We start from the raw sequence: 20,739 nt of genomic DNA, 5'->3' as shown, positions 1-20,739 counted from the left end.
GAAAATTAATCTACCCCGATCCACCATTTTTTAAATTGGTTTGGTTGATTCAAAAAAATCAACTGACCAATTTGGGGAGTCCAGAGAGGAAATTTTCTTTTCTCAGCTTCCTGAGTAACTCTGATTAATGGTTCATCCCATGCATGATAGGCTAAGGAAAATTTAGAAGAATGAACCGGGATGACAGCTTTTGTTCTTAAATCTTCTCCGGCTAATATTACCTCCTCAGGCATTAAATGTATATATTTCCAACTTTCATTATATTGTCCATTCTCTAAAATTGCTAAATCAAAAGGACCATAATTATCTCCAATTTCTTTAAAATGATTTCCATATCCACTATCACCCCCCAAAAAAATGTTGTATTCGTTTGTCTTGAGTACAAAACTTGACCAGAGACTCGTATTTCTCTTGAAAAGACGACCTGCAAAATGTCTTGCATTACATGCTGTAAAAGTCAATAGATCTATCGTAATATTCTCTCCCCAATATAATTCATGAATTCTATTTTCAGGGTACCCCCATTTCTCCAAGTGTGCTCCAACCCCAAGACTAGTGACTATGGTCTTAACCTTATCCTTAATTTGTAAAAAAGTAGGGTAATCTAAATGATCCCAATGATCATGGGTTATTACTAGAACATCTATTTCGGGCAAATCCTCCGATGAGTAAGTGTTTGTCATTTTAAAGGCTTTGACACTCGCTGGAATAGGGGATGCATTATCACTAAAAATAGGATCAACCAAAATCTTTTTTCCATCGATTTGAAGAAAATAGGTTGAATGTCCAAACCATAGAAAAACATCTTGGTCTGTTGGAATTCGCTTTAAATCAGTTTTTATAGTCGGTAATGGTTTGGAAGGCACATTTCGTTTATCCTTGTTAAACAAAAATGTTTGCATCACTTTAAAATAGGATTCACCTTCTTTTAGGGCAGGAGTAAATTCAATATTTTCAAACACACCATTTTTAAAGGTTGACTTGGTTTGCATTTTTTGTAATCTTTCTCCTTTAGCAAGAAAACCAACCTTGTCAGAATTAATTAAAATAATTACATAGATCCCTAACAGGACAATAATGGTGAGTAAAAAATACATAATAATCTTTAAAAGTTTCTTAATCATATCTCTATGCAAATTAATGTATTAAATCCAATTTTTACTTGATAGCGAATAAAAATAATATCGTGATACTTTTAGTATGTATTGGCCGCTTGATTAGGAAGGAAAAAAGTAAGGAAAGGCGGCTTAGACTATTTGTGCCGAGTTAGAAGGTAGTAAGAAATAGTCTAAGCGGGATTTTTAATAAGCCCCGCTTAGACTATTTAATAATTATTGATAACCTAGTAATTTCATTACTTGTTTGGAGTTTTGTTCTTCTCCAAAAACTTCATAGTTAAAGGTTTCATCTCGGTTACGACGTATTAAAACATGTTTTGGCGATGGAAGGAGGCAATGATGAATTCCTCCGTAACCACTTAGTACTTCCTGATATGCTCCTGTATGGAAAAACCCTAAGTATTGAAGCTTTCTAGTCTTAGGCATAAAAACTGAGTTCATATGGGCTTCCTGGTTGTAATAGTCTTGCCCATCGCAGGTAATTCCTCCTAAGTTAACACGTTCATATTCGGAATCCCAATTGTTAATAGGCAATAGGATATACTTTTGGTTCAGCGCCCAAACATCTGGTAGATTTGTGATAAAAGAACCGTCGAGCATCAACCATTTTTCACGATCATTTTGCTGTTTTCTGCCCAAAACTTTATATAAAATTCCTGACGCCTCGGCAACAGTATATTTGCCAAATTCGGTAATGATATCAGGTTCCATTACTTCATGGTGAGCGCAAATCTGTTTAATTCGGTTTACGATTTCATTCACCATATATTCATAATCGAAATCATGTACTAGTGAATCTTTGAAAGGCATTCCGCCACCGATATCCAATGTATCTAAATCAGGGTTTATTTTTTTGAATTTACAATATAATGTCACATATTTTTCAAGTTCATTCCAATAGTATGGAGTATCTGAAATACCAGAATTGATAAAGAAGTGGAGTAACTTTACTTTGAAATGTGGGTTTTCAGCAACTTTACTATTGTAGAAATCAATGACATCTTCCATACGAATCCCTAATCTTGATGTGTAAAATTGCGAGTCTGGTTGCTCCTCTGCCGCAATTCGGATACCCAGATTACATGGTTCGGGAAGTTCCACCTCATCATCGTACATGTTAAATTCCTCTTTATTATCCAAAACTGGAATAATATTATGGTATCCATCGTGAAGCATATCAATAATATATTGCTTGTATTGATAAGTTTTGAATCCATTACAAATGACTGTTATGTCCTTAGTAACCTTTCCTTGTCTTTCCAAGGCATCTATCATTGGCATATCAAACGCTGACGAAGTTTCCAAGTGAATTTCATTCTTCAACGCCTCTTCCACAATATGTTTAAAATGTGAAGATTTGGTACAATAGCAATATTTATAGGACCCCCGATAATTATATTTCAACATCGCAGTTTGAAATAGAATTTTCGCCTGCTGAATTTTTTTACTAATGATTGGAAGGTAGGTAAAACGTAGGGGAGTTCCGTACGTTTCGATCATTTCCATCAAATTCAAATCGTGGAAGTACAATTCGTCATCGATAATATCGAATCCGTCTTGTGGAAAACCAACACTTAAGTCAAGAAATTCCTGATAGCTCTGCATTTTTTATTATTTTTGGCAAAGATATACTTTCATAATGAATACATAAATATTCAAGACGTTATTTTTTTGTATGATTATCAGAAAGTTATAAATTTTACGAAAAATTTACATGGCAAAATCAATCCAAGAACTGCTAGTTGATAAAACGATTGAGGCAGTTAAAATACTCTATAGCTCAGATATTCCGGCTTCTCAGCTTGCAATTCAAGAAACTAGAAAGGAATTTGAAGGTCAATTAACGTTGGTTGTATTCCCTATAACTAAATTTTCCAAAAAATCGCCTGAAGTAACAGCTAATGAGATAGGCGAATTCATTAAAAACAATATATCAGAAGTTTTAACATTTAATGTTATTAAAGGATTTCTAAATATAAGTTTTACAGACCGGTATTGGATCGACTTATTAAATGAAACCATAATCTCAGAATCTTTTGGCATTTTTCAACCCAATGGTAAGAAAGTTATGGTTGAATACTCATCACCTAACACAAACAAACCACTGCATTTAGGCCATGTTCGAAATAATTTATTAGGGTATGCCGTTGCCGAAATTTTAAAAGCTTATGGTTATGAAATAATCAAATCAAATTTAGTAAACGATAGAGGGATTCATATTTGCAAATCAATGTTGGCTTGGCAAAAATTTGGCGAAGGTGAAACTCCAGAATCTACAAATTTGAAAGGAGACCATCTAGTCGGAAAGTATTATGTTGTATTCGATAAGGAATATAAGAAAGAAATTGAGCTATTTAAAAAGGATGGACAGACCGAAGAGGAAGCCAAAAAGAATGCACCGTTGATTAAAGAAGCACAATTGATGTTGCAGAAATGGGAAGCTGGTGATAAAGAAATTCTGGAACTTTGGCATATGATGAATACTTGGGTTTATGCTGGGTTTGATCAAACCTACAAGAAGCTCGGCGTTGATTTCGATAAATATTATTTTGAATCAGATACTTATCTTTTAGGGAAAGATATCATTCAGGAGGGTCTGCAAAAAGGTGTCTTCTTTAAGAAAGAAGATAATTCTATTTGGATTGATTTAACTGATGATGGATTAGATCAAAAACTGGTGCTTAGAGGAGACGGAACTTCAGTTTACATTACACAAGATTTAGGTACAGCGCAACTGAAATATGATGAATTTGCAATGAATGAATCAATTTATGTTGTAGGTAATGAGCAAGATTATCATTTTAAAGTTTTATTCACTATTCTTAAAAAACTAGGGAAAGAATGGGCTAACGGCTTATTTCATCTTTCCTATGGTATGGTAGATCTTCCTTCTGGAAAAATGAAGTCCAGAGAAGGAACAGTTGTAGACGCAGATGATCTGATGGAAGAGATGGTTCAAACTGCTAAAGCTCGCACAGAGGAACTTGGAAAAACCGATGGTCTTCTGGAAGAAGAAAAGACAGAGCTTTATGAGACAATAGGAATGGGTGCCCTGAAATATTTTTTATTGAAGGTTGATCCTAAAAAGAGATTATTATTTGATCCTAAGGAATCGGTTGATTTTCAAGGAAATACTGGTCCTTTTATTCAGTATACTCATGCACGAATCAAATCCGTATTGAGAAAAGCTGAATATACTGGAAGAGGCAATTTCAATCCTCAAAGAATTTCAATCTTTGAACGCGATTTAATTCAGGCATTGGCCAATTTTCCATATATAATTGAAGCTTCTGCAAAAGAGTTTAGTCCGGCACAGCTGGCTAATTATGCTTATGAATTGGCAAAGTTGTTTAATAAATTTTACCATGAGGAAACAATTTTAAAGGCAGAGAATTTGGATGTAAAAAATTTCCGCCTTCAATTGTCTGCCTCAGCAGCCAGAGTAATTGCCCAAAGTATGAAAATGCTGGGAATTCAGGTTCCCGAAAGAATGTAATATGGAAATAATTAGAATTGGATTGATTGGGTTTTCAATTGGTGGACATGTTTTTCATGCTCCTTTCATTCATGGAAATCCCCACTTGTTATTATATAAAGTAACAGCTCGCAAGCAAGAGCAACAGAAGATGCTTTCTGAACGTTATCCTCAGGCAATTGCTGTTAACTCATCTGAAGAAATCATAAATGACCCAAAGGTTGATCTCGTCGTCATTGCGACCTCAAATGATGTACATTATAGTTTAGCTAAAGCAGCGTTATTAGCAGGTAAGCACGTTATAGTTGAAAAGCCTTTTACAAATTACTCTTATCAAGCTGATGAGTTAATTTCCCTAGCTAAAGATAGAGATTTATTGCTTTCAGTACACCATAATGCCAGGTTTCACTCAGACTTTAAGACAGTCAAAAAAGTGATTGAATCCAATCGTTTAGGGAAAATTAGAAACTATGAAGCTCGATATGATCGGTTTCGTAATTTTTTAAGACCGGGTGCATGGAGAGAAGAGAATTTACCTGGTTCAGGTATTCACTACGACCTCGGGGCTCATTTAATCGACCAATCTTTACAGCTATTTGGTCACCCATTAACGGTTTTTGCTGATCTCCGTATTCAAAGAGATGGAGCGAAAACCATTGACGACTTTGAATTTATTTTGTCTTACCCTGAGGTAAAGGTTTCCTTGAAAGGACAAATGTTAGCAAAAATTCCAACAGCTCGATATGCTGTATATGGGACGAATGGTTGCTTTGTGAAATGGGGTGAAGACCCACAAGAGACGTTACTTCGGAATGGGGCTAAACCTCACGAGATCGTAAGCTGGGGAGAAGAATCTAAGGAGATTTATGGAAATCTTTCTTTACTTGAAAATGGAGAAGATATCCAAGAACGTATTATAAGTGAAAAGGGAACAGGACAAGATTTCTATCGGAATATAGTTGAAACCTTACAGGGAAAGAGCCAACTGTTTATAAAACCTGAACAAGCTAGGGATGTAATTCGAATTTTAGAACTCGCCGAACAGTCAAATGCAGAACAAAGGGTAATATCCCTGACGGGTGAACTAATATCTTAATGAAAAAAAAATACGATGCCATAATAATAGGAGCTGGTGCGAGTGGACTAATGTGTTCTGTGCAAGCTGGATTACTAGGTAAGAGAACTCTGCTTATTGAGGGTAATGACCGTATTGGAGCAAAAATTCTAATTTCAGGAGGAGGACGTTGCAATTATACAAACCTTTATACGACACCTGAAAATTTCATGTCAGAAAATCCTAAGTTTCTTATATCTGCATTTTCTCAATGGTCGGTGCAAGACTCTATTGATTTTTTTCAAAATTATGGTGGTATAATTGGAAAGGAGAAAACATTAGGTCAGTTATTTCCAGAAACTAATAAAGCAAAAGATATTGTTTCAGTCTTTTGGCAATTAATGCTCGATACAAAACAAGAGATCAAACTTAACTCTGTTGTAAAAAAAATTGATAAACTAGACCGAGGCTTTGAATTAACAATGGAGAGTCAAGGGAAAGAAGTTAAGATTGTTGGAGACAAGATTGTAGTTGCCTCTGGAGGACTTCCCGTAGAAAAGTTAGGTGCCACGGATTTTGCCTTACGTGTCGCTAGGCAATTCAGTATTCAACTTATTGAAACTGCACCTGCTTTAGTTCCATTGTCTATTACAGGAAAGGAAACAGAATGGTATGCTTCACTATCTGGAAATTCTGTCTATTCCAGAGTGTATAACGATCGAATATCATTCGAAGAGAATATCTTATTTACTCATTGGGGACTTAGTGGTCCGGCTATTCTTCAAATTTCAACCTATTGGAGACCTGGAGAAGTTTTTACCATAGATCTCCTTCCGAAATTTGATTTAGACAAACTGATTAAGCTTGAAAGACAAAATGGAGGTCGGCGTACTATTGGCCAATTAATGAATGATTATTTTCCAAAGAAAATAGTTGAAGCTTTTTCCAAATTTTTACCAATAGATTTAAAGATTGCTTCCTTAAGTAAACTCGATGGAAACTTGATCATTAATACTATTCATAAATTCAAAGTAAAACCCGCAGGAGATAAGGGATATGATAAGGCGGAGGTAATGCGTGGCGGAGTTTCAACAGATGAGCTAAACCCCAAGACACTTGAGGTAAGAAATTGTCCGGGACTATATTTTATCGGCGAAGCGGTTGATGTCACAGGGTGGCTAGGCGGTTATAATTTTCAATGGGCGTGGGCTTCTGGTTTTGCATGTGCCCAAGACCTTTAAAGAGAGAATGATTTAGTATTATTGAATCATTTGTTTTTTTTATACGATTATACTATGATTTATAATTTTAATATTGGTTTTGGTTTTTTTAGTGTAAAGATATTAAAGTCCTAATCATAACTATTGAGATTATATTTTGTGCAGTTTATTTGATTATATTTTTTGTAGTTTTGGCAATTGAAGCAAACTGGTTCTATCGCTGTTTCACATTAGTGAAAGAGAGGAAAGTCCGGGCAACATAGAGCGACACGCTTCCTAACGGGAAGGATGTCCTTATGGACAGACAGAAAGTGCCACAGAAAATATACCGCCATGTGAAAATGGTAAGGGTGAAAACGTGAGGTAAGAGCTCACGGTTTTGTATGGAGACATACATCACGGTAAACCTCGTGTGTTGAAAGACCAAATAGATTACGAGATTTGAAGACTGCTCGTTTTCTACCTTAGGGTACTCGTAATGGGTAGGTTGATTGAGTTTAAACGCAAGTTTAGATCTAGATAAATGATAGAAATCCCTAAAATGGGGTACAGAATCCGGCTTACAAGGTTTGCTTCTTTTTTTAATAATACTTTCAATTGCCTAAAAAATTGTAAATTAAGCTATGACAACAGTTCTAATAATTGATGATGAACGTCCAATCCGTAGTTCTTTACGTGATATTTTAGAATACGAAGATTATAAAGTATTGGATACTGATAATGGAGATGAAGCACTTAAAATTTTAAGCAAGGAAAAAATTGACTTAGTTTTATGTGATATTAAGATGAATAAAATGGATGGTATGGAGGTTCTGACAGCCGCTAAAAAAATTACCGATATTCCATTCATCATGATTTCCGGACATGGTACAATCGAGACAGCAGTGGAGGCTGCTAGGAAAGGAGCATTTGATTTTCTTGAGAAACCTTTAGATTTAAATCGACTCCTGATTACTGTGCGTAATGCTTTAGAAAAAGGATCTTTAGTTAAAGAAACCAAAGTTTTAAAAAGGAAAATTTCCAAAACAAAGGAAATTTTAGGAAATTCAAACGGGATTAACTTAATTAAAGATACCATTGATAAAGTTGCCCCAACAGAAGCACGTGTATTGATTACTGGTGCTAACGGATCTGGTAAGGAGTTGGTAGCTAGGTGGTTGCATGAAAAGTCATCTCGTTCAAGTTCTCCCTTAGTGGAGGTTAATTGTGCCGCTATACCTTCTGAATTAATTGAATCTGAATTATTTGGACATGAGAAAGGGTCATTTACTTCAGCGGTAAAACAACGGATTGGCAAGTTTGAACAGGCGAACGGAGGAACCTTATTTTTGGATGAGATAGGAGATATGAGTCTATCCGCTCAAGCTAAAGTGTTGAGGGCTTTACAAGAAAATAAAATTACAAGAGTTGGTGGTGAGAAGGAAATTGATGTTAACGTCCGTGTAATTGCTGCAACAAATAAAGACCTATTGAGTGAGATTGAGGCAGGCAACTTCCGCATGGATTTGTATCATAGATTGAGTGTAATTCTTATTCATGTTCCCTCTCTGATTGAAAGAAAAGATGATATACCCACAATTGCAACTTCTTTTTGCGAAGAGATTTGTGGCGAATACAGTATACCACTGAAAGGGTTTACTCCAGATGCCATGAAAGCATTACAAGCATTACCTTGGACGGGGAATATTCGAGAGCTCCGAAATATGGTAGAACGATTAATTATTCTATGTGATAAGAAGATTACTGAGGAGGACGTTTTTACATTTGCTAATCCAGGAGGGCCTTCTACCACTTCTTCAAATCATCAACTAAATTCGAATGATTTAGATATGGAGCAATTTACCTCATTTCAAGATTTTAAGGATTATTCTGAATGTGAATTTATAAAATATAAACTGGAAAAAAACAATTGGAATGTATCAAAAACGGCTGATGATTTAGATATTCAACGAAGCCATCTTTATAGTAAAATTGAAAAGTTTGGTTTGAAGAGAGATTAATCAATCTGTTATTTAGTAATTAAAGAAGGTCTTATCGAAAATAAGACCTTCTTTAATTACAATAAATTAATCATTGAATTTTCTTTTTTGACGGCTATACAAAATGTAAATGATAACAATCAAAACTAGTAAACCAATGACTATATAGGAAATTGAGGAGCTCTCACTTGTGTTAGTAATTGTACTATCTTGGGCAAATAAACCAATAGAAATTGCATTCAATATGCCCAATACATTCCATTTTTTCATGATGATATAGATTTTTTTAGTTTATATTTAATTATCCGATAAGATAACGCTTAAATTATGATAAAGCAAGGAAATCTAAAATAAATTTTCTTTTAATATAAAATAAATGTGCTATTTCAACGTCGGAATAGCACATTTTTCAAATTTAACAATCACCAAAGAAAAATATATGAAGCTTAGCTAATCTCTTATAATTTCTATGTTGACCGTATTGTATCTTGTGAATTTCTTTTCCTAATTAAAGCTATTTTATAAACTGAATCTTGAACTAATGATGAAAAATTATAATCATGGAAGCCATTTTTATTATTTAGCTCTTCAAGTATACTGTAACATGAATAGAAGTTATAAGATTTCAGCTATAAAGTTATCTTTTTGATGTATTAATGATCTCTTTTCTATGATTTCTTGGAGATTAATAGTTCCAATTACATATTTATGTTCTTCACTATAAAATCTTTCAGAAATATTGATGAAATTAATATTCTCCAATAAATCTTGATCATCGTATTTGAAATAAACTTTTATATTATAATCAGTTGAATACGTTAATTGTTGCTTATCTAAATGCTTTTTATATTCGTATTTATAATCGTATCTCAAGGCAGCAATGTCAGATAGAACAGCAGAACCGGTGGGATGCCCTCCAGCTCCTTTTCCTAGGAAAAATTGTTCATCTGCAAAAGCTGCTTTAACTAAAACGCCGTTATATTCATTTTCTACATTATAGAGAATATTATTGCTTGAAATAAATTTTGGAAGTACGTATAAAACAACCTGATGATTTTCAATCTCTTTGGCTAAGGGAATTAATTTAATTTTGTAATTTTTCTCCCTCGCATACCTGATATCTGCGAGCCCCAATGTATCAATTCCAAGGTTTAATACTTTATCAGGATCAACATATATTCCATATGCATGTGATGCAACGATCGTTAATTTATATTTCGGATCGTACCCTTCAACATCTAGTGTCGGATCCGTCTCTGCAAAACCTAATTCTTGGGCTTTGCTTAGAGCCTCTCCATAGGATTGATTTTCATTGAATATTTTAGAAAGAATATAATTTGATGAACCATTAAAGATTCCACTTATGGAATGTAATAATTCATTGTCATAATATTCTTCTAAATTTCTGATTATTGGGATACTTCCACAAACTGCACCTTCATAAAGTAAAGAAGTTCCATATTTATTTTGTATTTCAGTTAATTCTTCCAAATGAGAAGCGATCATTTTTTTATTTGCAGAAACAACATTTTTACCAGTACTTAGCGCTTTTTTGGTAATCTCAAAAGCGGCATCTGCATCATCAATAAGTTCTACAACAGTATTGATTTCCGGATCTTCTAAGATTATATTTGGATCAGTTGTAAAGAGATCCTCGTTTAAAGTTCTCTTTTTATCTGGGTTTTTAATTACGAATTTTTTAATTTCTAGATTTAGGTTTTTTGTTTTAATGATATCGTATAATCCTTGACCCACCACTCCAAAACCAAACATACCGATAGTAAGTTTTTTACTCATTTTAATTTGTTAATTTTAATTGATTCTCCGCCCTGTCTTTATGTTTATTTAAAAAATCTCCAATCACCTTCGTTAATGTTTTAGTCTCTATCAAGAAACCATCATGACCAAAGAAGGAATGAAGTTCATAGTATTCCGCATTAGGTATGTTTTTAGCAATGAATTCTTGTTCTTCAGGGGGGAACAGAATGTCAGATGGGATACCTATAACCAATACATTGATGTCATTTATAGATTTCAAAACTTCTTCAACTGGTCCTCTAGCTCTCCCTAAATGGTGGCTGTCCATTGCTTTTGTCAAATACCAATAACTAAAGGCATTAAATCTTTTTACTAATTTTTCTCCTTGATAAGATTGATAAGATGATGCTTTATACAAATCTGTTTTTTCATGATCTGATTCTACTTGAGTAGTAGCATAAGCATTATACGTACGGTAGGATAGTAAAGCCATGCTTCTAGCTGCCTTAAGTCCATTTTTTCCTGCATCATCTCTATTCTCGTAAAAACTTGAATCAGCAGTCAACGCCAATCGTTGACTTTCATTAAACGCGATACCCCAAGGGGAAAAATATGCATTTGTACCAATTGCTATTAAGTTGTGAATTTTAATGCTTTTTGACACAGACCACTCTAGGGCTTGCTGGCCTCCCAAAGATCCGCCAATTATAGTGTTGATTTCAGAAATGTTTAAATGTTTGGCTAGCAATTGATGTCCATTTACGATATCACGGATTGTGAATTGAGGAAAATCCAAATAATATGGTTTCCCTGTTAATGGATTAATTGAAAGCGGGTTAGTTGTTCCATAATGTGAACCTAGAACATTTGCACAAATAATAAAAAAATCTTTTTCATTAAAAAGTTCATTGGGTCCAAATAAGCCTGGCCACCAATCAAAAACGTCAGAATTTGCAGTAAGGGCATGGCAAACCCATATGATGTTGGATTTGTCCTCATTAAGTTTGCCATAGGTATGATAAGCTATTTGAAGCTTTGGTAATTTCTTTCCACTCTCCAGCTGGAATTCTTGACCATATTCGAATATTTTCAAACTCATTCTTTATTATTTTTCCTTCATTCTAAAATAAAATAAGAGGGATATGTGTCGCTTATTTTATTTTTTCGAAAGCCTGTTCTAAGTCAGCTTTAATATCGTCAATATGTTCAATGCCCACGGATAATCTTAATTGCCCAGGGATAACTCCGGCTTTCTTTTGGTTTTCTTCACTCAATTGTTGGTGAGTTGTAGCAGCGGGGTGTATGATTAAAGTTTTTGAATCACCCACATTCGCCAAATGGCTAATTAATTCCAAAGAATCGATAAATTCATTTGCTTTGTTTACACCTCCCTTGATTGTGAACGACAAAACTGCACCATATCCATTTTTTAGATATTTCTGCGCGTTTTGATGACAAGGGTGATTTTTTAAACCTGGATAACTTACATGTTCAACTTGTGCGTGTGAATCTAGCCATTGGGCGATTTCTAAAGTGTTATCAACATGTCTTTGAACACGGAGTGATAAAGTTTCTAAACCTTGTACCAATAAAAAAGAATTAAATGGAGATAGGGCAGGACCAAAATCTCTTAAACCCTCCACTCGGGCACGAATAGCAAATTGAATGTTCCCAAATGGGCCATTTACTCCGAAAACATCAGAAAATACTAAACCATGATAACCCTCAGATGGTTCGGAGAATTGTTTAAATTTTCCATTACCCCAGTTATAATTCCCTCCATCAATAATTACCCCACCAATACTAGTGCCATGTCCACCTATCCATTTGGTCGCAGATTCCACGACAACATTAGCGCCATGTTCCAATGGTTTAAACAAATATCCGCCAGCTCCAAAAGTATTATCGACAATTAAAGGAAGGTCATGTTTTTTGGCCACTGCTGCAATACGTTCAAAATCTGGAATTTGGTAACTTGGATTACCTATTGTCTCGGCATAAATCGCTTTTGTGTTTTCATCAATTAATTCCTCAATCTTATCCACCTCTAGATCACCGGCAAATCGTGCTTCGATTCCTAACCGTTTGAAAGAGACTTTAAATTGATTATACGAACCTCCGTATAGATTCGCGCTCGTGATAAAGTTATCTCCTGATTCTAGTATATTGGTTATTGCTAGAAATTGAGCAGCTTGACCTGAAGCTACAGCTACAGCAGCAACACCACCTTCTAACGCTGCAATACGTTTCTCGAAAACATCCGTAGTAGGATTCATTATTCGAGTGTAGATGTTTCCGAATTCTTTTAAAGCAAACAAATTTGCTCCGTGCTCCGCATTTTCAAATACAAATGATGTGGTTTGATATATAGGTAAGGCTCTGGAACCAGTTGCCGGATCTACTACCTGGCCAGCGTGAACTTGTAATGTTTCGAATTTTAGATTTTTATTATCAGCCATTTTTTTAGATTTTTAAATTATAAATTATGTAATTACCCTTTCATTTTTCTTTTATTGATTGTCATAAAAACTGTACGTCTTACGTTCATTTTTTTATTATAAATAAGCAGTACAATAATGACTAATGCATTAACTGAAAAATTTCAGTGCAGAAAATTAAGATACGATTTGTAATGTTGTTAGGTTTCCCAACAATACATGATAAATTAGAGCTTGCAAAATTTGATGTCATAGTCTATTTCATTTATATGCTCCTTAGCAATATTGCTTTGGACAGGATTTGGCACCTTTTCAATCCATATTGAAGGTTGCCAGTGGGTCATAGAGCCAGTCTCTCGCCACTTCTTTATAAATCAAGACCACTCAATGAGGAGGTTTTGATTAGTGCACTATTCTCATAGCACGTTGCAAATATAATGTTAGGATTTTATATTTGCAATTTTTTTTGAATATTCAAAGTCAAAAAAAACTTTTGATTTTAAATTATTTTAAAACTTTGAATATATAAGGTGTACAAATTGTTTTCTTATCTAAAAGGAAGTTGTTTTTTCCTCTCTCATTTGAATAATCTTATCGACAACATATCTGGTATTTCCTCTCCAAGGAAGAACTCCATGATATTCTTTATAATGTAAGTCAAATATTTTACCACTATTTAATTCCAATATGTGAAAAACGGAATCATTTTGGATTGAAAATTCAAATTCATTGCTAGAGAGGCCTGTGCCACTTTTTGGGCTTCTAATGCCTTCTTGAATCAATTTACCTTCAAAGGTTTTAAATAAATTACCTTTTTTAACAGCATAATTTAAGACTCCTGATTTTACACCCTCACCAAAAACAAAATAGTAATTGAAATACACAAATCCTGCAAAGGCCAAGAATACAATCAACAATAGCCAACTGATAACTTTTTTGAATACTGATCGATTTGAGGATGAAAGTTTTGATGTTTCCATGATTTTTGGATTAATAATTTTCAAGTACTTAAACAAATAAGATACCTAAAAATATAAAAATTATCCTAACAACAATATTTCTTTTTCTATTTCTAATTTTGTTTTCGCGGAAATTTGAACCAAAGGTAGTCGAACAAAATCTTGACCAAAACCTTTTTGTTGTAAAATGTATTTTACGCCACATGGATTTCCATCAACGAAACATAGTTCCGTTATCCTTAATAATTCGGAATGAATTATTCTCGCTTCAACAAAATTACCCTCAAGGCATAGGTGTGTTAATGTAGAAATCTTGTTTGGATATGCATTTCCAATAACAGAAATAATACCTACAGCTCCTAATGCAATCATTGGTAAAGTGACAGGGTCATCTCCAGAAATTAGTAAAAAGTCTTTGGGCTTTTTACTAAGGATTTCACTGAATTGAGCAAAACTGCCTGATGCTTCTTTAATACCGACAATATTTTTAAAGTCATTTGCCAATCTTAATGTTGTTTCCGCCGAGATATTGCTTCCTGTGCGAGATGGTACATTATATAGAATGATTGGAAGTTTTGATACCTCAGCGATCGCTTTATAATGCTGGTAAATTCCTTCTTGGGAGGGTTTGTTGTAATATGGAGAAACAGATAAAATTGCAATATAATCTAACACATCAAATTGTGTTATACTTTCAACAATTTCTTGCGTATTATTTCCACCTATTCCAATAACAAGAGGAATTCGTTTGTTTACATGATTAGAGGTGAATTCCAAGACTTTTTTTCTTTCCCCTGAAGATAACGTAGCAGTTTCACCTGTTGTACCTAATGAAACTAAATAATCAATTCCATGTTCAATTTGGTAATCAATTAAGTTTGCTAATGTATTATAATCTATTGTTCCGTCTGCATTAAATGGTGTAACCAATGCTACACCTGCTCCATGAAGCTCGTTCATATTATTTATTTAATTGTAATCTGTATGTTATGTATTTATCATTTTTAACAATTCCGTGTCGGAAATTATTGGAATTTGTAGTTTTTCTGCCTTGACCATCTTAGATGGCCCCATTTTTTCACCAGCAACTAAAAAACTCAATTTATTGGATACTCCACTAAGAATTTTACCTCCATGCGATTCAATTAATTGTGTTAATTCTTCTCTGGAATGATTTTCAAAAACCCCTGATATCAAAAATGATTTACCTAGAAGATTCTCACCAGACATTTCGATTTTTTTTTCGTGAATTTCAAAAATTAAACCGTGTTCTTTTAGTTTTTGAATTTCCAACCAGTGGTGGGGCAAATTTAGATATTCAACTATGCTTTCGGCTATTCTTATCCCAATATCATCAACCTGGAGTATATCGCCAATGGATGCTGCCTTAATCTCGTCGATATTTTTAAAATGTAGCGCTAATTTCTTGGCAACAGTCTCCCCAACATGACGAATTCCAAGTGAGAAAAGAACCTTTTCAAATGGCTTTTGCTTTGAGAGTTCAATTCCATCTAACATATTTTCAATAGACTTCTGACCAAATCTTTCTATCCCAATTAATTCTGATTTCCTGTCATTTAATGTGTAGATATCTGATATCTTGGATATCAAATTTAGACGATGAAATGTTTCTATGGTTTCATTTCCTAATCCTTGAATATCCATCATCTTCCTACCGATAAAATGTTGTAATTTACCTACAATCTGAGGAGTGCATCCATCCTCGTTAGGACAATAATGCACAGCTTCGCCTTCTTCTCTTATCAATATAGTCCCACATTCCGGACAAGTAGTCGGATATTCAAAGGGTATCGCTAATGGAGGTCTTTTATCAAGATTCACTCCGAGAATTTTAGGGATTATTTCTCCACCTTTTTCTACATAAACCGTATCTCCTTGGTGTAGATCCAGTCTAAGTATTTCATTAGCATTATGTAGGGACGCCCGTTTTACTGTTGTACCTGCTAATAATACGGGTTGTAAATTTGCAACAGGTGTCACAGCGCCAGTTCTTCCAATCTGATAACTTATGCTCTTGAGAATTGTTTCAACGCGTTCAGCTTTGAACTTATAGGAAATCGCCCAGCGTGGTGATTTTGCAGTAGTTCCTAGTTCGTCTTGTTGAGAAAAATCGTTTACCTTGATTACTATTCCATCTATTTCATATGAAAGCTGATGTCGTGCGTCATCCCAATAATGAATAAATTCCAACACTTGGTCAATAGAATTGCACAGTTTGCTATGTTCGCAAACGGGAAATCCCCAGGATTTAACTTCCTCAATAGTTTGCCAATGAGTGTTAAAAAGTTTATTTCTATTCTCTGTATTTAAAAAATAAAGAAAGCAATCTAGTGGACGTTTTGCTACTTCAGCTGAATCTTGTAATTTGATAGTTCCCGCAGCAAAATTTCTTGGGTTTGCATAGGTTTGTTCTCCATTTTCTAGGCGATCATTATTAAGCCGAAGAAAGGCGGACTTATGCATAAATATTTCCCCCCGAATATCAAAATTCAATGGATAATTGTTCCTTTTAAGCTGATGAGGAATGCTTCGTATAGTTTTTACGTTATTTGTAACCTCATCTCCTTTAGTTCCGTCCCCTCGAGTGACGGCCTGTTTTAGAATACCATTTTCGTAATGAATGGAGATAGAAAGTCCATCGAATTTTAACTCAGCAACATACTGGACATTGTCACCGACGATCTTTCGAACCCTACCGTCGAAATCTTTTAATTCTTGCTCATTATAGGTATTGCCTAAAGACATCATCGGCCATCTGTGGATGATGGTCTTAAATTTATTAGTAACCTCCCCTCCAATTTTTGAGGTAGGAGAGTTGGGAACTTTAAAATCTGGGTACAGATTTTCAAGCGTTTCAAGTTCCTTTAATTTTTGATCAAAATCATAATCAGAAATTAATGGATTAGCCAGAACATAATATTGGTAATTATATTCATTTAGCTGTCTACTTAATTCTTCTATTTTCGCTTTAATATCCATTGACATAGACCACGAAAATACGAAATATTCTAAGCGTAAGGTAATTTAAAACAACTATTTAATAAACAAGCATAGAAACGCACAATAAAAATAGAACCTGCAAAAAAGATTGTTCAGTAGATTTGTTTTTAATGGAAATTTTTGTCATTAAGTTGGTTGAATTTATGGATTTTATTCACATAATAATCCCAAATAATTGATTTTTTATACTGACCTTTTTTGTTCTCTATAATATTTAGTTTTTTTCTTTTTTTTGCAGTTTTTATGAAATTCATAACAAAATACTGATGAGCTCTACTTATGGCCCATGCGTCGGCAAATTTTCGATCGGCTAAAAATTTGATTAACGCCAAAAGATCAAACCAGAATCGGATAAATAATTTCCAAATTAATTCATCAATGGTAAGATTTTTATGCAACATCAATAAATTGTTTCTAAAATTCAAGTACGTTTTTTGAGGGTTGCTGGTTTGAAGGGTTCCACCACCAACATGAAATACTAATGATTTGGAACAATATCCAATTTTATATCCTAATTTTTTTAATCGCCAACACAGATCTATTTCTTCAAAATGAGCAAAGAAATCAGCATCAAATCCACCAACTTCTTTCCAAGCATTCGCTTTTATAAATAGTGCGGCACCTGTGGCCCAGAATACTTCGAGGTTGTCGTCGTATTGCCCAATATCTTTCTCTACTTTATTTAACAGTCTACCCCGACAAAAGGGGAACCCAAACTGGTCTATAAAACCACCTGCAGCTCCTGCATGTTCAAATTCACCTTTGCTATGATAGGATTGTATTTTGGGCTGACATGCAACCAACATCGGGTCCTTTTCCATGAACTCAATAACCGGCTCAATCCAAGATTCAGAAACTTCGACATCGGAATTTAATAAAACAAAATAATCAGCATCAACTTGTTTTAGGATCTCATTATATCCACCGGCAAATCCTAAATTTTCGTTATTCTGAAGGATGCTGAATTTCGGAAAATTATTTCTTACAAACTCCAAAGAGTCATCTGTTGATCCATTATCGCCAATTACAAATTCTACGTTTTGATAGGTACTATTGAATACAGAAGGTAGGAATTTTTCTAAAAAATACCTTCCATTCCAATTTAAAATTACAACAGCAACTTTTGGGTAATGTGTCATTTAATTTCTTCTTTTACGCTTCCATCTACGATGAGACCAAAGCCAATAGGCTGGTTCTTCAGTAATTATTTTTTCAGTAAATTCATTGTGAATATGAGTGATCTCATGTTCAGCATAATGATCTGGATTTTCCACTAAAGTAGTAAACTTACAATAATAATAACCTCTTTTCTTTTTCCTTTTAAATTCACAAAAAACGATCGGGTTTTTTGTGAGCCTTGCTATTCTTTCCACTCCTGTATAAACTAAAGTGTCCTGATTTAGGAAATTTATAAAATAATCTGAATCCTGATAGGTAGGGGTTTGATCCGCTACAAATACACTAATGTGGGCTTGGTTTCCTAACCTATGAATATGACGCAATATTTGTTTCATAGGTACCATTGTAGCGCCAAATTTAGTTCTAATTTTATTGTGAATTTGATTGAATATTTTATTGTTTAAAGGTTTGTAAATGATTAATTTTGGAGCATCCATCATCAAAGAAACCCGATGGATTGCAAGTTCCCAATTTGCATAATGTGAACAAACTGCAATTATTGAATTCCCATTATCGATGTATTGCATAACCTCCTGTGGATTTTTTAGCTCGAAACGTTTTAGTATTTCGTCCTTGGAAATGCTGGCCATTTTAATTGATTCGACTAATAAGTCGGGGAAATAACGATAAAACTTAAAAGCTATATCCTTAATTTCAGAATTTGATTTATTTGGAAAAGCATTTGTTAAATTTTCAACTACTACTTGCCTTCTATACCCAACTACGTAATATATCAGAATAAATAATAAATCTGAAATTAGGTATAGGCACCAAAAAGGAAGGAGAGAGATTAAATACATTAATCCATAGACTATTTTTTCCTTCATCTTAAATATAAAGTTCTTTACAAATATCCCCAAATTAAGTTACTTTTGGTGTTAAATTGATTGAAAATTTTTGTTATGTCACAAGGATTGTTACTTCCAGCATTTTATTTACCGAATATTAGCTATTTTCATGTTATAAAAAACCATGAAACCCCCATTATTATAGAAAAATTTGAACATTTTCCAAAACAAACTTTTCGAACTCGTTGCCAAATTTCAACTGCAAATACAGTTTTAGACTTAATCGTTCCAATCGTTCATGGCCGAAGGGAAAGATCTGCAATGAAAGATATTCGAATTAATTATGATCATCCTTGGCAGCGATTACATTGGTTAAGTATACAAAATGCTTACCGTAATTCAGCTTACTTTGAATTCTATGAGGATGATTTATCCCATTTTTATGAGAAAAGGTTTGATTATTTATTGGACTTTAACGTTGAACAATTAAACATTATTCTTAAATTTTTGAAACTTAATAGATCAATCGAATTTACCGAAGAATACTTATCTGCCAGTATGAATGATCTTGATTATAGAGATGTCATTCATCCCAAGAGACCTTCGGTATTTAACGATATTAAGCCTTATTATCAGCTTTTTGAGGAAAAGAATGGATTTATAAAGGATCTAAGCATAATCGATTTGCTATTTAGTCAAGGGCCACAATCGAAAAATTACTTCTAAAGAGCTACTTTTACAATAACGGAGTTTGTCTACTTATTATAATGTGAACTAATTTTTAATGCAATGAAAAAGTCTATAATTACACTTTTTTTTAGTTTAATTTCTTTTATGATTTTCGGACAATCCGGAGCGGATACGTTGCATTATCGCAAAGTATATTATTTTGGAGGCACAGGAATTGCATTCCCAATTGGAAAAACAAACAATGTATTGAATGCTAAGTTATTTACAAGCAGTTTGGGTCTGGATATATCCTTAAAAAATCCTTCATTTTATCTTCAACCTACACTTTATATATTTGCTTTTGGGTATGACCAACTTGAAGATGACGAGAAATACAATAGCATATTAAAAAATGCTAATTCGAACATGTATATTTTAAGTTTAGCTGGTGGATATCGAAAGCAATGGAAGAGATTGAATACATATTCCTATATCGGACCGTCAGGTGCCTTAAATATGGAGCCACGAGCTCAAAAGGATCCAGATGGTAGAACTATTGATTTGGATTATAAATCCAGTTTATCTCCAGCATTTAAATTAGGTATGGGTGCAGATTATAAATTCAAAGGTTTTTTTTTAGGAATGGAATTTGGATACTTACATAACTTCCGCAAAATGCAGGGATATCCAGTAAACGTGATTAGTATAATGTTTGGTTTAAAATCTGATATTACAAAACTTAGTGATAAAGTAGTTGAGGTGATTTCTGGAAGTTGATTTTTTACACTGAAATGGAGTATAATATCAATGCTATTAGGATGCGGATAAACCACCTCGACTGTTTTAGATATTAAATAAAATTGCTAAATTCTTAACTTGAGAAACATTGGCTAAAATGCAAAATCCTATAGCCCTTGATTAATATTTAAAATTTATTTTTATTAACGCAATAAAACGAATTCGCAACCGTTTAAATATATATCTCAATAATAATAAATTATTTAGGTTAATAATTGGTTTGGTAAATACCTGAAGCTCTCCGCTTTGGGTATTTTTTTAATAATAATGTAAGGCGAATTAG

Annotated in this window: 17 protein-coding genes, 1 other RNA gene and 1 riboswitch; of the genes, 7 read left to right on the top strand and 11 right to left on the bottom strand. The window is 33.8% G+C overall.

Going from position 1 to position 20,739, the window contains the following annotated elements:
* Nucleotides 1-5: 5 nt before the first annotated feature.
* Complete coding sequence (locus tag AC6CHH_RS08280) at nucleotides 6-1,124, bottom strand: MBL fold metallo-hydrolase (protein WP_498281697.1); 1,119 nt, start codon at nucleotides 1,122-1,124, stop codon at nucleotides 6-8.
* 207 nt (nucleotides 1,125-1,331) lie between these two features.
* Entirely contained in the window at nucleotides 1,332-2,723 is a 1,392-nt protein-coding gene (locus AC6CHH_RS08275; protein WP_498281695.1) for an arginine decarboxylase, read from the bottom strand.
* A 109-nt stretch (nucleotides 2,724-2,832) separates the two neighbouring features.
* On the opposite strand from AC6CHH_RS08275, the gene argS reads away from it, so the two are divergent.
* The 5 genes from argS (at nucleotide 2,833) to AC6CHH_RS08250 (ending at nucleotide 8,867) form a co-directional block, all read left to right on the top strand.
* The gene (argS, locus tag AC6CHH_RS08270) at nucleotides 2,833-4,614 is read left to right on the top strand and encodes an arginine--tRNA ligase (protein ID WP_498281693.1); all 1,782 of its coding nucleotides are present in this window, start codon (nucleotides 2,833-2,835) and stop codon (nucleotides 4,612-4,614) included.
* A gap of 1 nt (nucleotide 4,615) precedes the next feature.
* Nucleotides 4,616-5,689, top strand: a complete 1,074-nt coding sequence (locus tag AC6CHH_RS08265) for a Gfo/Idh/MocA family protein (RefSeq protein WP_498281691.1) — start codon at nucleotides 4,616-4,618, stop codon at nucleotides 5,687-5,689.
* Nucleotides 5,689-6,888, top strand: coding sequence for a BaiN/RdsA family NAD(P)/FAD-dependent oxidoreductase (locus AC6CHH_RS08260; protein ID WP_498281689.1), 1,200 nt, complete (start codon nucleotides 5,689-5,691; stop codon nucleotides 6,886-6,888). The genes AC6CHH_RS08265 and AC6CHH_RS08260 overlap by 1 nt, the downstream gene beginning before the upstream one ends.
* Nucleotides 6,889-7,068: 180 nt before the next feature.
* Nucleotides 7,069-7,446: RNase P RNA component class A (gene rnpB, locus AC6CHH_RS08255), an RNA gene on the top strand.
* 44 nt (nucleotides 7,447-7,490) lie between these two features.
* Nucleotides 7,491-8,867, top strand: a complete 1,377-nt coding sequence (locus AC6CHH_RS08250) for a sigma-54-dependent transcriptional regulator (protein ID WP_498281687.1) — start codon at nucleotides 7,491-7,493, stop codon at nucleotides 8,865-8,867.
* Between the two features lie 66 nt (nucleotides 8,868-8,933).
* Here AC6CHH_RS08250 and AC6CHH_RS08245 read toward each other — a convergent pair whose 3' ends face one another.
* The 9 genes from AC6CHH_RS08245 to AC6CHH_RS08205 all read right to left on the bottom strand — a co-directional run bounded on the left by AC6CHH_RS08245 (nucleotide 8,934) and on the right by AC6CHH_RS08205 (nucleotide 19,028).
* Nucleotides 8,934-9,116 (bottom strand): LPXTG cell wall anchor domain-containing protein, encoded by a 183-nt coding sequence (locus tag AC6CHH_RS08245; RefSeq protein WP_498281685.1) that lies wholly within the window; start codon nucleotides 9,114-9,116, stop codon nucleotides 8,934-8,936.
* A gap of 345 nt (nucleotides 9,117-9,461) precedes the next feature.
* Complete coding sequence (locus tag AC6CHH_RS08240; RefSeq protein ID WP_498281683.1) at nucleotides 9,462-10,643, bottom strand: homoserine dehydrogenase; 1,182 nt, start codon at nucleotides 10,641-10,643, stop codon at nucleotides 9,462-9,464.
* A gap of 1 nt (nucleotide 10,644) precedes the next feature.
* Nucleotides 10,645-11,703: a homoserine O-acetyltransferase family protein gene (locus AC6CHH_RS08235; RefSeq protein WP_498281681.1), complete on the bottom strand. Its 1,059-nt coding sequence runs from the start codon at nucleotides 11,701-11,703 to the stop codon at nucleotides 10,645-10,647.
* A gap of 52 nt (nucleotides 11,704-11,755) precedes the next feature.
* Nucleotides 11,756-13,063 (bottom strand): O-acetylhomoserine aminocarboxypropyltransferase/cysteine synthase family protein, encoded by a 1,308-nt coding sequence (locus AC6CHH_RS08230; protein ID WP_498281679.1) that lies wholly within the window; start codon nucleotides 13,061-13,063, stop codon nucleotides 11,756-11,758.
* Between the two features lie 241 nt (nucleotides 13,064-13,304).
* Nucleotides 13,305-13,418, bottom strand: a riboswitch (SAM riboswitch).
* A gap of 175 nt (nucleotides 13,419-13,593) precedes the next feature.
* A complete protein-coding gene (locus AC6CHH_RS08225; RefSeq protein WP_498281677.1) occupies nucleotides 13,594-14,022 on the bottom strand; it encodes a hypothetical protein in 429 nt (142 codons plus the stop codon).
* A 60-nt stretch (nucleotides 14,023-14,082) separates the two neighbouring features.
* Entirely contained in the window at nucleotides 14,083-14,961 is an 879-nt protein-coding gene (gene dapA / locus AC6CHH_RS08220) for a 4-hydroxy-tetrahydrodipicolinate synthase (protein WP_498281675.1), read from the bottom strand.
* A gap of 27 nt (nucleotides 14,962-14,988) precedes the next feature.
* Complete coding sequence (gene ligA / locus AC6CHH_RS08215; RefSeq protein WP_498281673.1) at nucleotides 14,989-17,007, bottom strand: NAD-dependent DNA ligase LigA; 2,019 nt, start codon at nucleotides 17,005-17,007, stop codon at nucleotides 14,989-14,991.
* A 122-nt stretch (nucleotides 17,008-17,129) separates the two neighbouring features.
* On the bottom strand, nucleotides 17,130-18,161 hold the full coding sequence (locus AC6CHH_RS08210) for a glycosyltransferase family 2 protein (protein ID WP_498281671.1): 1,032 nt from the start codon (nucleotides 18,159-18,161) through the stop codon (nucleotides 17,130-17,132).
* A complete protein-coding gene (locus AC6CHH_RS08205; RefSeq protein ID WP_498281669.1) occupies nucleotides 18,162-19,028 on the bottom strand; it encodes a lysophospholipid acyltransferase family protein in 867 nt (288 codons plus the stop codon).
* Nucleotides 19,029-19,103: 75 nt separating this feature from the next.
* Here AC6CHH_RS08205 and AC6CHH_RS08200 point away from each other — a divergent pair, with 75 nt between their 5' ends.
* Nucleotides 19,104-19,715 carry a WbqC family protein gene (locus AC6CHH_RS08200; protein WP_498281667.1) on the top strand — a complete coding sequence of 204 codons (612 nt, stop codon included), beginning with the start codon at nucleotides 19,104-19,106 and terminating at the stop codon, nucleotides 19,713-19,715.
* 63 nt (nucleotides 19,716-19,778) lie between these two features.
* On the top strand, nucleotides 19,779-20,435 hold the full coding sequence (locus tag AC6CHH_RS08195) for a hypothetical protein (RefSeq protein WP_498281665.1): 657 nt from the start codon (nucleotides 19,779-19,781) through the stop codon (nucleotides 20,433-20,435).
* The last annotated feature ends 304 nt before the right edge of the window (nucleotides 20,436-20,739 follow it).

This window comes from Sphingobacterium sp. GQ94 (assembly GCF_059758715.1).
Note: the sequence above shows the minus strand (reverse complement) of the source record. Positions and strands in the feature narration are given on the sequence as shown.